This window comes from Bifidobacterium sp. UTBIF-68 (genome assembly GCF_006408855.1).
Lineage (GTDB): Bacteria > Actinomycetota > Actinomycetes > Actinomycetales > Bifidobacteriaceae > Bifidobacterium > Bifidobacterium reuteri.
In genome coordinates, this window is sequence record NZ_JFAN01000012.1 from 54,779 (window position 1) to 68,318 (window position 13,540).

The following is a 13,540-nucleotide window of genomic DNA, read 5'->3' on the forward strand; positions in this document are numbered from 1 at the left end:
TGAACTCAGGTTTGGAGGCATGATGAGCGTATCGGTGTTTGCAGAGCGTCTTCGCAATGCGATGACCAGTAGGGGATTGAAACAGATCGACCTGGTTCATGCCGCGGAGCGCCAAGCCGTGAAAATGGGCAAAAGCCACATCAGCCAGTATGTGGCGGGAAAGACCATGCCCCGTGAGGACGTACTGGAGTTTCTGGCCAATGAACTGGACGTGGACGTCAACTGGCTGCGCGGCGCATCCAGCACGCCCGACATCGTTGGATCGGCGCAACCGGTGACGGCCGCTTCAGATGCAGACAGCCATAGCGACTCGGCCACGCCCATGCCATCCAATCCTGCAACTCCGTCGGAATCCGAGATTCCGGCCGGCCGTCGACGCACATTCGGCAAATCCCACAAGCTTGACAACGTGCTCTACGATGTGCGCGGACCTGTGGTGGACGAGGCGGCACGCATGGAGGCGGACGGCACCCACATCCTCAAATTGAACATCGGCAACCCCGCGCCGTTCGGCTTCCGCACACCGGACGAGGTCGTCTACGACATGGCGCATCAGCTGACCGACACCGAAGGCTACTCTCCGTCCAAGGGCCTGTTCTCTGCGCGCAAGGCCATCATGCAGTACGCGCAGCTCAAGAACCTGCCGAACGTGACCATCGACGACATCTACACCGGCAACGGCGTCAGCGAGCTCATCAACCTGTGCATGTCCGCGCTGTTGGATGACGGTGACGAGGTGCTCATCCCGAGCCCGGATTATCCGCTGTGGACCGCCTGCGTGAACCTTGCCGGCGGCACCGCCGTGCATTACGTATGCGACGAGCAGTCCGAATGGTATCCGGACATCGACGACATCCGCGTCAAGATCACCGACCGTACGGTTGCCATCGTGCTCATCAATCCGAACAACCCCACCGGCGCACTGTATCCGAAGGAAGTGCTCCAGCAGATCGTGGATATCGCGCGCGAGCATCAGCTGATGATCTTCTCCGATGAGATCTACGACCGCTTGGTCATGGACGGACTGAAGCACATCTCCATCGCCTCGCTTGCGCCGGACCTGTTCTGCGTCACGTTCTCGGGCCTGTCCAAGTCCCATATGATCGCCGGCTACCGCGTCGGATGGATGGTGCTGTCCGGCAACAAGCGCATCGCCAAGGACTATATCGAAGGCCTCAATATGCTGGCCAACATGCGCATCTGCTCCAATGTTCCCGCACAATCCATCGTGCAGACGGCACTTGGCGGACACCAGAGCGTCAATGACTACATCGTGCCCGGGGGACGACTGTATGAGCAACGCGAATTCATCTACAACGCCATTAACGCGATCCCCGGTCTGACCGCCGTCAAACCGAAGGCCGCGTTCTACATCTTCCCGAAGATCGACGTCAAGAAGTTCAATATCCGCGACGACGAACAGTTCGCCCTCGACCTGCTTCACGACGAGCGTATCCTGATCACCCGCGGCGGTGGATTCAACTGGGGCGAACCCGATCATTTCCGCATCGTCTATCTGCCTCGTATCGAGGTGCTCAAGGACGCCACCAACAAGATCGCCGACTTCTTCAGCTACTACTGGCAGGCATGAAACCGTTCATGCGCAACCGGTCAGCGATCCGCCCACACCTCTTCGGCTATGGAACGGGCCAGAGCGATCTTGGCCCACTGCTGGTCTTCGGTCAGATGGTTGCCTTCCTCGGTGGAGGCGAACCCGCACTGCGTGGACAGGCACAGGCGCTCCAGCGGCACATACTGCGCCGCCTCGGCGATGCGGGCCTTGATGGTCTCGGGGTCCTCGAGCTCCGGCTTCTTCGACGTGATGAGGCCAAGCACCACCTGCTTGCCGTCTGAGACCTTGGCAAGGGGTTCGAAGTCACCGGAACGGTCGTCGTCGAACTCCAGATAGTAGGCGGCCACGTTCTCCTCGCCGAACAGCACATCCGCCACTTGGCCGTATCCGCCGGCGGAGAACCACTGCGACTGATAGTTGCCGCGGCAGATATGCGTGGTGACCACCATGTCGTCCGGCACTGCGGCGATCACCGCGTTGTTCACCGCCGCATACTGGCGCTGCACGGTCTTGGCGTCGACGCCGAACACGGTGTCCTTGAAGTCCTCGGACACGAACGCGCCCCATGTGCAGTCATCGAACTGCAGCGTGCGGCAGCCCGCTTCGTACAGGTCATGAGCCACCTGGATGTAGGCGTTGGCAATCGCCTCGGCCAGAGCGTCATTGTCCTTGTACGGGTTGTTCGCGTCCTCGGCGATGCCCTGCTGCAGCACGAACAGCGTCTGCGCGGGGGAGGGGACGGTCTGCTTGGCGCGGGTGTTGTCATCCTCGAGCGCCTTGACGAACCGGTAATGCTCCACGAATGGGTGGTGTTCGCCGCTGATCTCGCCGTCCACTCCGGCCGCCTCGACCACGGCCGTGCCATCGGAGCCCTTGAACTGGATGGGAGCCGTGCCGCGCTTGACACCCTGCAGATTCCACATGAAATCAAGATGCCAATAGGCACGACGGAACTCGCCATCCGTGATCGCATGCAGTCCCGCCGCCTTCTGCTTGGCCACCAGATCCACGATGGCCTTGTCCTCCACGGACTTCAACGCATCGGCGTCGATGCGGCCCGCCTCGAAGTCGGCGCGGGCGGCCTTGAGCTCGGCGGGACGTAGATAGCTGCCCACCACATCCGCACGGAACGGCGCGTTCTTCGCATAGGTCATAGTCGTTCGTCTCCTTTGAACTGTTGGTATGAACCAGACCCATCAGAATCCGGCTCGTTCGTTCCAGTCAGCCGCTCCGACGATCGCCCTCGTGACAGCGTCATATGAAACGGCATATGTGACGTACCTTACCCGAATACTCCGCGGTGTGCCTTCGTTCATCTCACCAACAATCCCGACCATTCCACCAACCTGACTGCCGAACGTTAGGCCCGACCGTGAACCCGTCCGTCGGCGGCACCACGGACGAACGAATCAATCACGCCGATCGCAATACCTAGAGCAGCCGGGACCAGCCAGCCGAGCTGATAGGACTGCAGCGGCAACAGTCCCAATACTGCAGCGAGCCACGGCAGCGAGCCGCCGAACACCTGCACCAACGATTCGATACAGCCCAGTACCGCCACAATGCCGACCAGCAGAACGGTCCAGAAGTACACGCGCGGGAAGCGTTCACCGAACACATGATGGGTCAGGGCCAGTAGCACCAGCACGATGGCCATCGGATACAGGGCGGAGAGCACTGGCACGGACACCTTGATGATCGCGCTCAGTCCGGCGTTCGACACCACGAAGCTGAACACGGTGAACAGCACCTGCCAGGTGCGGTAGCTCACCTTCCGGCCGGCGACGGTGGGGAACTTCGCATGGAAATAGGTGGCGCATGTGCAAATCAGCCCAGTGCACACATTCAGGCATGCGATGACGAACACCAGACCGAGGAACACCGTGCCGCCCGCGCCGAACACCGAGGACGTGAGGTTGGTGAGCACCGTGGCGCCCGTGTCCGTCGCGGGATCGATTGAGGCAATTGCACCGGAGACCACGCCCACATAGGCGAGTGCGCCATAGATCAGCACCAGCAGCACGCCGGTGCCGAGGCCCGCGAACGCCGTCTCGCGTTGCACCTGCACCTCGTCGTCCACCTGCTGCGCGCGGATGTTCGCCGAGATCACGATGCCGAAGTACAGGGCGGCCAGCAGATCCATGGTCTGATAGCCGTCGAGGAAGCCGCGAGCCAGCTGATTGGACGCATAGTCGCCCATCGGCTTGGCCGGTGTGCCGATGCCATGCACCAGGCAGGACACGAACAGGGCGGCGATAAGGACGAGCAGCAGCGGGCCCATGAAACGGCCCAGTACTTTGGAGAGCTTTTCGGGATGCTGGGCGAAGGCGAACGCCAGTGCGAAGAACACGAACGAGTAGATGAGTCGTGCAATCCAAACGGAACCGTTCGGCGTGAACGGGGCGACCATCATCTCGAATGAGGTGGTGGCTGTGCGGGGGATGGCGAAGCACGGGCCGATGGTCAGGATGATGGCGACTCCCAGGAACAGTGCGAACCTGGGGGAGACGCGGATGGCCAGTTTGTCGAAGCCTCCAGCGAACGTCACCGCCATCACGCCAAGAATCGGCAGGCCCACTGCCGAGACTATGAACCCGATGGCCGCGGGCACCGCGGCGGAACCGGCCTGAGCGCCCACGAACGGCGGGAAAATCAGGTTTCCAGCCCCGAAGAACATCGAAAAGAATGTGAAGGTCATCGCCAACCGCTGGCGTACATCCAGACGGCGTGTATTCAACTGGCGTGCGTTCGATTGCATGGCGGACATCCTCTTCTCGCGTGTTTGTGATTCGTGCGCACTCCACCATACGCATTGAGGCTCCCGACCGTGGGTCGGGAGCCTCAATGGTTCAGCTATTCAGCCGATATATGGACACGCGATGCGCAACTGAAGGAATCTCAGGCGTTCACACGGTCGATGCCGGACTGCACGTCGGCGAGCACGGAATCCCAGGACTTGATGAAGGCGGCGACACCGTCGGCCTCCAGCTTGTCGGTGACATCCTTGAGGTTGATGCCCAGCTCAGCCAGCTTGTTGATGATGGCGTGGGACTCCTCGTAGGTGCCCTCGATGGACGGAGCGCCGTTGCCGTGGTCGGCCAGGGCGTTCAGGGTCTTCTCCGGCATGGTGTTGACGATGTGCTTGGCAACCAGCTCGTCCACGTACTTGCAGTCGGAGTAAGCCGGGTTCTTGGTGCCGGTGGAGGCCCACAGCGGACGCTGGACCTTGGCGCCCTTGGCAGCCAGGTCGGCCCAACGCGGATCCTCGGCGAACTTCTTCTCGAACAGCTCGTAGGCCAGACGGGCGTTGGCCACGGCGGCCTTGCCCTCGAGGGCCTTGGCCTCGTCGGAGCCGTTGGCTTCCAGCAGCTTGTCCACGGCGGTGTCCACGCGGGAGACGAAGAAGGAAGCGACGGAGCCGATGTGCTTGAGGTCGTGGCCGTTGGCAGCGGCCTGGGCGATGCCCTCGATGTAGGCGTCGATGACCTGCTCGTAGCGCTCCAGCGAGAAGATCAGGGTGACGTTCACGGAGATGCCCTTGGCCAGGGTGGCGGTGATGGCCGGCAGGCCTTCGAGGGTCGCCGGGATCTTGATCATGGCGTTCGGGCGGTTGACCTTCTCCCAGAGCTCAACAGCCTGCTTCTCGGTGGCTTCGGTCTCGTGGGCCAGACGCGGGTCGACCTCGATGGAGACACGGCCGTCGACGAAGTCGGTGGCCTCGGCGATCTCGCGGAAGATGTCGGTGGCGTTGCGCACATCGGTGGTGGTGAGCTCACGCACGGCGGTCTCGACGTCGACCTTGCCGAGCTCCTTGAGCTGCTCGTCGTACGGGCCGACCTGGCTCAGGGCCTTCTGGAAGATGGACGGGTTAGTGGTCACACCGACAACGTTCTTGTTGGCGATGAGGTCCTGCAGGGAGCCGGACTCGATGCGGGAGCGGGACAGGTCGTCCAGCCAGATGGAAACGCCGTTGTCGGACGTGCGCTGAGTTGCTTCAGTCATATTGTTTTTCTCCTTGTTTGAGGCTTCCCTCGTAACGAGGGAAGCCAACAGTTTGTTGAATTATCTGGTGATGATCAGATGATCACTTGGCGGCGGCGACTTCGGCCAGAGATGCCTCGGCGGCTTCGGCCAGAGATGCCTCGGCGGCTTCGACCACGTGCTCGGCGGTGATGCCGAGGTCGATCATGTTCTGTGCGCCGTTGCCCTGCAGGCCGAACTGCTCGATGGAGACGGGCTTGCCGTAGGAGCCGAGGTACTTGTACCACGGCATCGCAACGCCGGCCTCGACGGAGACACGGGCCTTGACGGCGGCCGGAAGCACGGCCTCCTTGTACTCGGCGTCCTGCTCCTCGAACCATTCCATGGAAGGAACGGAGACCACGCGGGCCTTGATGTTCTTCTCAGCCAGGGTCTTGGCGGCGGAGACGGCCCACTGGACCTCGGAGCCGGAAGCCATGAGGATGACGTCCGGGGTGCCTTCGGTGTCGACGAGCACGTAAGCGCCCTTCTTGACGCCTTCCTTGGCCTTGGCGGCGGTCTCGGCGAGGGTCGGCACACCCTGACGGGTCAGCACCATGGCGCCCGGCAGCGTGTTCTTCTTCTCGAAGAAGTAACGGTAGGCCTCAGCGGTCTCGAAGGCATCGGCAGGACGGATGACCTCGAGCTGCGGGATGGCGCGGAAGGAGGCGAGGTGCTCGACCGGCTGGTGGGTCGGGCCGTCTTCGCCCACGGCCACGGAGTCGTGGGTCCACACGTACAGGTTCGGGATCTCCATGAGTGCGGCCAGACGGACGGCGGAGCGCTCGTAGTCGGAGAACATGAAGAAGGTGCCGCCGAACGGACGGGTGTGGGAGCCCAGCAGGATGCCGTTGGTGATGCAGCCCATGGTGAACTCGCGCACGCCGAAGTGCAGCTGGCGACCGAACTCGTTGCAGTTCGGCCACTGAACGGTGGCGCACTCGGCCGGAGCGAAGGTGGCGGCGCCCTTGAGATCGGTCTTGTTGGAGCCACCGAGGTCGGCGGAGCCGCCCCAGAGCTCAGGCATGACAGCGGCGATGGCGTTGAGCACGGAACCAGAGGCGCCACGGGTGGCGACACCCTTGCCGACCTCGAAGGTGGCCTCGAGATCGTCGATGGCCTTGTCGAAGTCCTCAGGCAGCTTGCCGGCCTTGATGCGGTCGTACAGGGCGGCCTTGTCCGGGTAGGCCTTGCGCCAAGCGTCGAACTTCTCGTCCCATTCCTTGTGGGCCTCGAGGCCGCGCTCGGCGACCTTGCGGGCGTGGGCGAGAGCTTCCTCGTCGACGTGGAAGGATTCCTCCGGGTCGTAGCCGAGGATCTTCTTGAGGCCGGCGACGGCCTCGGCGCCCAGCTTGGAGCCGTGGGAGGACGGATCGTTGGTCTTGCCCGGGGTCGGCCATGCGATCAGGGAGTGGACCTTGATGAGCTTCGGCTGGTCCGGAGCGGCGGCCTCGGCCTTGGCGATCACGTCGGCCAGGCCTTCGATGTCCTCCTTGTAGGAGCCATCGGGCTGGATGAAGCTGAATTCGTCGGTGTACCAGCCATAGGCCTGGAAGCGCTTGAGCACGTCCTCGGCCAGCACCAGGTTGGTGTCGCCTTCGATCTGGATGCGGTTGGCGTCGAAGATCACGGTCAGGTTGCCGAGCTTCTGGTTGGCGGCCAGAGCGGCGGCCTCGCCGGAGATGCCTTCCTCGATGTCACCCTCGCCGCAGATGGCCCAGATCTTGTGGTAGAACGGGGAGTCTTCCTTCGGGGTCTCCGGGTCGAGCAGGCCGCGCTGGAAACGCTCGCCGTAGGCGAAGCCGATGGCGGAGGCGAAGCCCTGGCCCAGCGGGCCGGTGGTCATTTCGATGCCCGGGGTCAGGCCGTACTCAGGGTGGCCCGGGGTGCGGGTGTCGGCGCCGCCGCGGAAGTGCTTGAGGTCGTCCAGGGTCACACCGTAGCCGGAGAAGTACAGCTGGACGTACTGGGTGAGGGAGGCGTGGCCACCGGAAAGAATGAAGCGATCGCGGCCTTCCCAGTTGGGATCGTTGGGATCATGCTTGATGAAGTGCTGGTACAGGGTGTAGGCAACAGGCGCCAGGGAGATGGGGGAACCGGGGTGGCCGGAACCAGCCTTCTCAACCGCGTCAGCCGAAAGGACCTTTGCCATCTTGATGGCACGCTCGTCGAGCTCGGTCTCCTTGAATTCGGTCATGGATTTACTTTCCTTCCAATTGGTCGGGCCGCGTATCCGGCTTGTGCCGGGCGCATGACGCCCTCACATTGCGTTTTCCATGCTAGCGTCGCAAGACGACGTTTGTGGTGCATATTTGGCGTGTTTTGGTAGTTTGTGTGCTGTTAGCGTTCACAATTCACATCGCTTCGCTACCGACGAACGCGTTAGCACTCGAAACTCATGAGTGCTAATACAATAAGTACAGGCACGTTTGCCGTTGCCATTGCGGCGTATAGCTTGCAAGACACGCCGATAGGTGCCGGAGTCCCCCTCCGCGTGTCGTTGCTTTGGTCGATGGACAACGTAGGGACGTACCACTACATGAATAATCGGTGAATTGTCGTATATATAAGGAGGCGCGCATGGCGCAATCTAGACGCATGCTGGTGCTGCGCGCCGTGGTCGAAGATTACATTCGCTCCCAGGAACCGGTGGGGTCCACCTCATTGACCAGGGACCATGATCTCGGCGTCAGCTCCGCCACCATAAGGAACGACATGGCGGCGCTTGAAGATGAGGGGTATCTCATCCAGCCCCATACCTCCGCAGGCCGCGTCCCCACGGAAAAGGGGTACCGGTATTTCGTGGATCGACTGGCCACGGTAGTGCCTCTCAGCGAGGCGCAGCGAAGAGGTATCAACAGTTTCCTCTCCGGCTCCGTCAGCCTGAAGGACGCGCTGCAACGAGCCGCCCGGCTGCTGTCGGAGATCACAGGTCAGGTCGCCGTAGTGGCATCCCCTTCGCTCGCCAAGGCGACGCTTCGGCATGTGGAAATGGTCCCGGTCGCAATGACGACGCTGCTTGCCGTGGTCATTACCGATACGGGTCAGGTAGCGCAGCATGGCCTTGCCGTGTCCGCCATGCCGGCTGTCGACGACATCAATCGGATTTCTTCGACAGTCAACGAGCAATGCAGTGGGCTGTCGCTGTCGTCGGCGGCGGAGAAGGTACGCTCCATAGCTGAGGAAGCCGAATTCTCCACGGTGCACGAAGTGGCGTGCGCACTGGCGGACGCCTTCGCCTCGATGGCATTGGACGAACGCGCGAACGAGCTGTACATGTCCGGCGCATCCCATCTGGCGCATTCGCGTTCACTGTCCGACCTCGCACCGCTATTTGACGCGCTTGAAGAGCAGGTGGTGCTGATGAAGCTGATGAGCAACCTCAGTGAAGAAACCAACGCCACCGGCGTCGGCGTGGCCATCGGCTCCGAAAGCCATACTCCTGGATTGCTGCATGCCTCGGTGGTCAGCAGCGGATACGGCCACAGCAACGCTGTGGCCGACCACGCACAGGATGGGGAATCATCGTCCAGTTCCACGGACGCCGGTGAGCCAGTGGCCTTCGTCGGATCGATCGGCCCGACGCACATGGATTATCTGGCCACCATGTCGGCCGTCAAGGCAGTCGCCCGATACCTCACGGCGTTCATTTCCGAGAACGGCATACAAGACCGGCCTGCAGCCGATCAGCACCATTCGCACTGACCGAGGGCTGTGGCACAATAACCCGCAGATCATTCGAACACAAAAGGAACATATCAGTGGCAGATTATTACGAAACCCTAGGCGTCGACCGCAATGCCAGCGATGCTGATATCAAGAAGGCCTACCGCAAGCTAAGCCGCAAATACCATCCGGATATCGCGGGGCCCGAGTTCGAGGACAAGTTCAAAGAAGTGAACAACGCCTATGAGGTGTTGTCGAATCCCGATAAGCGACGAATGTATGATTCCGGCGTGGACCCCAACGACCCCAACGCCGGCGCAGGCGGATTCTCCGGCGGATTCGGCGACATGAACGACGTGTTCTCCACGTTCTTCGGTTCGGCGTTCGGCGGGGGAGCGCAGGGACCGGTGCCACGCACCCAGCCGGGGCGGGATGCGCTGGCATCCGCCTCCATCGATTTGAGGACCGCAGTGTTCGGCGGCACCGCCCATGTGAAGATCAATACGTTCTCCCTCTGCCAGGATTGCGGCGGCTCAGGAGCCCAGGGAGGCGCCCAGCCGGTCACATGCCCGGACTGCCACGGTCGAGGATTCATGCAGAAGGTCGTTCGCACCATGCTCGGTCAGATGATGACATCCGCGCCGTGCGAACGTTGCGAGGGACATGGCACCATCATCAAGAATCCATGCCCGAGCTGCATGGGTCATGGACGCGTGCGTTCCACGCGCAATGTCGGCGTTACCGTCCCCGCCGGCATCAGCGACAACGCCCGTCTGCGTCTCGCCAATCAAGGCGAGGTCGGAGAAGGCGGCGGCGCAGCAGGCGACTTGTACATCGATATCCGAATCCGAGCGGACAAACAATTCACGCGCGACGGCGACGACCTCCATTGCTGGATTCAGGTTCCTATGAGTTGGGCGATTCTCGGCCACGACCTCGATATCGATACGTTCGACGGCAAACAGACCGTGAGCATCCCCGCCGGATGCCAGCCGGAGGACACCGTGACGCTCAAGGGATTGGGCGTCACGAATATCCGCAACAACGAAGAGCGCGGCGATCTCATCGCACATGTGAACGTCATGGTTCCGACCAAACTCAGCGACGACGAGCGCAGTCTCATCGAACAGTTCGCAGCATCCCATGATGCTGGCGCCTCACATGTATCCCAGGCATCACGCCCGCAGAACAGCACCCAGAAGAAAGGCTTCTTCTCCAAGCTGAAGGACGCACTCAGCTGAGCAAGCGTTGGAATAAGCCGCTTTCCCTTACGGCAGTAGGGGAGAGCGGCTTTTCCGTTTTCAGGTCTGTACGATCAGCCCAGCAGCGAACGGCACATGGAACGGTATTCGCTCACATAGCCGCCACCGAAGAAAACACAATGACCGGCGATGGGGTAGAGCTGCCACAGCGTCAGACGTTCCTGCCAGCCGGCCTTCAGCGGATGGGCGGTCTGATACCCTTCCATGATCTGCGTAAGGTAACTCATGCCGAACAGGTGGAGCATGGCGAGGTCCTCCTCACGATGGCCGCCATGTGCTGCAGGGTCGATGAGCACGGCCTCGCTATGGCCGGAATCGGCCGTCCACATCACGTTGCCGCTCCACAGGTCACCGTGAACACGCGCCGGCTTGTCGTCAGCGGCACGGCCCATGAGATCCGGCAAGGCCTCAATGACTTTCTCCGTCAATTCCACATCGCGATGGTCAAGCTCACCGCGCTTGACGCCCAGCTCCACCATCGGGCGAAGACGACCGTCGGCGAAATAGCTGATCGGATCACCCCACGTGCCAGTATCCATTTTCACCGGATCCTGCAGCGGCCCGAAATAGCAGGTGCCTTCGTAACCATCAGGGGCGGAACCGAAATACCGAGCTCCGGCATCATGCATATGAGCCAAAGCCACACCGAAATCATAGGCGGCCTTCGCCGTGGGGGAGGAGCTACTCACCCGCTCGATGTCGAGGTAGTCCTTGCCCCAACCATATACCTGAACCACACGGGGGCCTCCCTGCGGACGGGCGGCGCCCAGCCATTCAAGGCCTCGCCCTTCGCACTCGAAGAATCCTTGCGGGGCGAAAAGCCTGCTTTTACGATACGTTGCCATCGCGGTTCCCTTCCTCATGCTGTGTCGAGTCCCATTGTAGAAGCCATGTATGTCAACATTTCTTATTCTTAGCGGTGTTCTACACCCCATTAGGTAGTGTGTTCAACGTCATAACTAGATAAGGAAACAAGAGGGGTTATGAATTTCTTCCAAGCCATAGTTCTTGGCATCATTCAGGCGCTGACCGAATATCTCCCGGTCTCCTCCAGCGCTCATATCCGCATCTTCGGTGACCTGATGCTTGGCTCCGACCCCGGTGCCGCGTTCACCGCAATCATCCAGATCGGCACCGAGCTTGCCGTCATCCTGTATTTCCGCCATGACATCATCAATATCCTGACCCATTGGTTCGCCTGCCTGTTCGGGCGAAACGGCAAAGATTTCAAATCCCGCATGGGCAAGGGCGACTACTACGCCACCATGGGCTGGAATGTGATTGTCGGCTCCATCCCGATCGTCATCCTCGGTTTCACACTGCAGAACATCATCGAGACCACGCTGCGCAACCTGTGGATCACGGTCACCGTGCTGTTCCTCTTCGGCATCCTGCTGTGGATTGTGGATGCGCGCGCACGCCAGTCCAAGACGATGGCCGATATGACCTACCGGGACGCGTTCCTGTTCGGTCTCGGCCAGTCTTTGGCGCTGATTCCCGGCGTCTCCCGTTCCGGCGGTACCATCACCGTCGGTCGTGCACTCGGCTATGAGCGTGAGGCCGCGGTGCGCCTGAGCTTCCTTATGGCCATCCCCGCGGTATTCGGCTCCGGTCTGCTTGAGGCGGTGAAGGCGTTCAAGAACTACAAGTCCGATGCATTGTTCCCCGGCTGGGGGCCGACCATCGTAGCGGCCATCGTCTGCTTTGTCCTTGGATACATCGTCATCATCGGCTTCCTGAAGTTCGTATCGACCTTCTCATACAAGGCATTTGCGATCTACCGCATCGGCCTTGCCGTCGTGGTGGCGATTCTGCTGCTGCTCGGCGTATTGCCCGCCATCGACCCCTCGGTCGCGGCTGCGGCGTAACCGGTGCCGTTCCGCTGTGTCCCGTGAGGAATGCCGGGTAACACATCAGAACAGTCCTGAACACAGGGTGTTGCAACTGTCCATACAGATGCAACACCTTTGTTTTTTACAGAAAAAACAACTGTATGCACGACGCAACGCGCCTCAGGCTGGGGGTACCGCTCAGGCTACGGGTACCGCCTTGATACCGCCGACAGCCTCACAGCCCTTTATGATTGTCCGACGCCTCGAATGTCCGAGCCCTCACAGGCCTTCACCGTCCGGCTAATCGCCGATGTGCCTGAGGAAGTCCTCGGCTTCCTTGACCAATTGTTCTGCCTGAGGCGCTCCCGGCGAGGCCTCATCGTCGGCCTTGCATTTGAGATCGTATTCACGTTCCAAATGACTGACATAGTCACCCAGCTGATCGTTGCACCTGACCAGCACCGACGCCTGGGCCTTCCAATGATCTGCTTTGGCCTGCAAATCACCGGTATCGAACGAGAAACCGATACGCTCGCCCAATGCTCGCAGCAGACGCATGGTCCCTGCGGCGCATTCGTCACTGCCCAGATATTGGGGGATTGAGACCCACATCGAAGCATGCGCAAATCCCTGATCGGCAGCAGACGCATCCAGTACGGTGGGGATGCCCACCGGACCGTTGTATTCGCGATCACCCTCGCATTGGCAAGCCCCATCACTGACCGAGAGCGGCAATGGCCTGGTATGCGGACAATCGGAAAACATCGACCCCAACGTGATGATCTGATTGACATCGAGCTCCTCGGCAATGGCAAGACTCTCACTGCAATACTGCCGCCACCGGTAGTTAGGCTCCGGCGCGATCTGCGCATAGATATGACGGACGTCATCCAGAGCGATGTCATAGAACGTGGTCTGGGGCCATATGAGATTCGCATAACCCGCAGCGTGGCACATCATCGGACGCGACACCTGATAGTCGTAATAGCCATCGCAGTTGATATGGCGGACTTCGCGTGATTCGTATCGGCCGACAAGATGCCGAATGACATTCGTGGCAGCCTGGCACGCGTCATTCCATCCTTCGAACGCCGCGATCAGCACAGGCCCCGTCATATGCGCTTCTTCACTCATACCTTCAGGGTAACGTGTACAAGCCTGACAACATGTGCGCTTCAGCCATAAGC

General features: G+C 60.9%; 10 protein-coding genes. 4 read left to right on the forward strand and 6 right to left on the reverse strand.

The annotated features are described in order from the left end of the window. Positions 1–22 precede the first annotated feature (22 nt). Complete coding sequence (locus BW14_RS03815; RefSeq protein WP_223847878.1) at positions 23–1,591, forward strand: aminotransferase class I/II-fold pyridoxal phosphate-dependent enzyme; 1,569 nt, start codon at positions 23–25, stop codon at positions 1,589–1,591. Between the two features lie 20 nt (positions 1,592–1,611). Here the strand turns inward: BW14_RS03815 and BW14_RS03820 are convergent, their stop codons facing one another. From BW14_RS03820 to tkt, 4 genes are all read right to left on the reverse strand, one after another. Further along, positions 1,612–2,727, reverse strand: coding sequence for a 5-methyltetrahydropteroyltriglutamate--homocysteine S-methyltransferase (locus tag BW14_RS03820; protein ID WP_044088223.1), 1,116 nt, complete (start codon positions 2,725–2,727; stop codon positions 1,612–1,614). A gap of 206 nt (positions 2,728–2,933) precedes the next feature. Beyond that, positions 2,934–4,331, reverse strand: a complete 1,398-nt coding sequence (gene brnQ, locus BW14_RS03825) for a branched-chain amino acid transport system II carrier protein (RefSeq protein ID WP_081977821.1) — start codon at positions 4,329–4,331, stop codon at positions 2,934–2,936. A gap of 140 nt (positions 4,332–4,471) precedes the next feature. Next, positions 4,472–5,575: a transaldolase gene (gene tal / locus BW14_RS03830; RefSeq protein ID WP_044088221.1), complete on the reverse strand. Its 1,104-nt coding sequence runs from the start codon at positions 5,573–5,575 to the stop codon at positions 4,472–4,474. A gap of 82 nt (positions 5,576–5,657) precedes the next feature. Next, positions 5,658–7,790 carry a transketolase gene (gene tkt, locus BW14_RS03835; RefSeq protein ID WP_140489281.1) on the reverse strand — a complete coding sequence of 711 codons (2,133 nt, stop codon included), beginning with the start codon at positions 7,788–7,790 and terminating at the stop codon, positions 5,658–5,660. Positions 7,791–8,173: 383 nt separating this feature from the next. Here tkt and hrcA point away from each other — a divergent pair, with 383 nt between their 5' ends. Together hrcA and dnaJ are read left to right on the forward strand one after the other, a co-directional pair. After that, positions 8,174–9,298, forward strand: coding sequence for a heat-inducible transcriptional repressor HrcA (hrcA, locus tag BW14_RS03840; RefSeq protein WP_140462742.1), 1,125 nt, complete (start codon positions 8,174–8,176; stop codon positions 9,296–9,298). A 56-nt stretch (positions 9,299–9,354) separates the two neighbouring features. Next, entirely contained in the window at positions 9,355–10,500 is a 1,146-nt protein-coding gene (dnaJ, locus tag BW14_RS03845; RefSeq protein WP_044088217.1) for a molecular chaperone DnaJ, read from the forward strand. A gap of 74 nt (positions 10,501–10,574) precedes the next feature. Here the strand turns inward: dnaJ and BW14_RS03850 are convergent, their stop codons facing one another. Beyond that, positions 10,575–11,366 carry a fructosamine kinase family protein gene (locus BW14_RS03850; protein WP_140462741.1) on the reverse strand — a complete coding sequence of 264 codons (792 nt, stop codon included), beginning with the start codon at positions 11,364–11,366 and terminating at the stop codon, positions 10,575–10,577. Between the two features lie 138 nt (positions 11,367–11,504). Between BW14_RS03850 and uppP the strand changes: the two genes are divergently transcribed. After that, positions 11,505–12,389, forward strand: a complete 885-nt coding sequence (uppP, locus tag BW14_RS03855; RefSeq protein ID WP_044088215.1) for an undecaprenyl-diphosphatase UppP — start codon at positions 11,505–11,507, stop codon at positions 12,387–12,389. Positions 12,390–12,653: 264 nt separating this feature from the next. Here uppP and BW14_RS03860 read toward each other — a convergent pair whose 3' ends face one another. Then, positions 12,654–13,487, reverse strand: a complete 834-nt coding sequence (locus BW14_RS03860) for a PAC2 family protein (RefSeq protein ID WP_044088214.1) — start codon at positions 13,485–13,487, stop codon at positions 12,654–12,656. Positions 13,488–13,540: the final 53 nt, after the last annotated feature.

Coding starts and splice junctions, on each gene's coding strand:
- BW14_RS03815 (WP_223847878.1), top strand. CDS start 23: ATGAGCGTATCGGTGTTTGCAGAGCGTCTTCGCAATGCGATGACCAGT.
- BW14_RS03820 (WP_044088223.1), bottom strand. CDS start 2,727: ATGACCTATGCGAAGAACGCGCCGTTCCGTGCGGATGTGGTGGGCAGC.
- brnQ (WP_081977821.1), bottom strand. CDS start 4,331: ATGCAATCGAACGCACGCCAGTTGAATACACGCCGTCTGGATGTACGC.
- tal (WP_044088221.1), bottom strand. CDS start 5,575: ATGACTGAAGCAACTCAGCGCACGTCCGACAACGGCGTTTCCATCTGG.
- tkt (WP_140489281.1), bottom strand. CDS start 7,790: ATGACCGAATTCAAGGAGACCGAGCTCGACGAGCGTGCCATCAAGATG.
- hrcA (WP_140462742.1), top strand. CDS start 8,174: ATGGCGCAATCTAGACGCATGCTGGTGCTGCGCGCCGTGGTCGAAGAT.
- BW14_RS03850 (WP_140462741.1), bottom strand. CDS start 11,366: ATGGCAACGTATCGTAAAAGCAGGCTTTTCGCCCCGCAAGGATTCTTC.
- uppP (WP_044088215.1), top strand. CDS start 11,505: ATGAATTTCTTCCAAGCCATAGTTCTTGGCATCATTCAGGCGCTGACC.
- BW14_RS03860 (WP_044088214.1), bottom strand. CDS start 13,487: ATGAGTGAAGAAGCGCATATGACGGGGCCTGTGCTGATCGCGGCGTTC.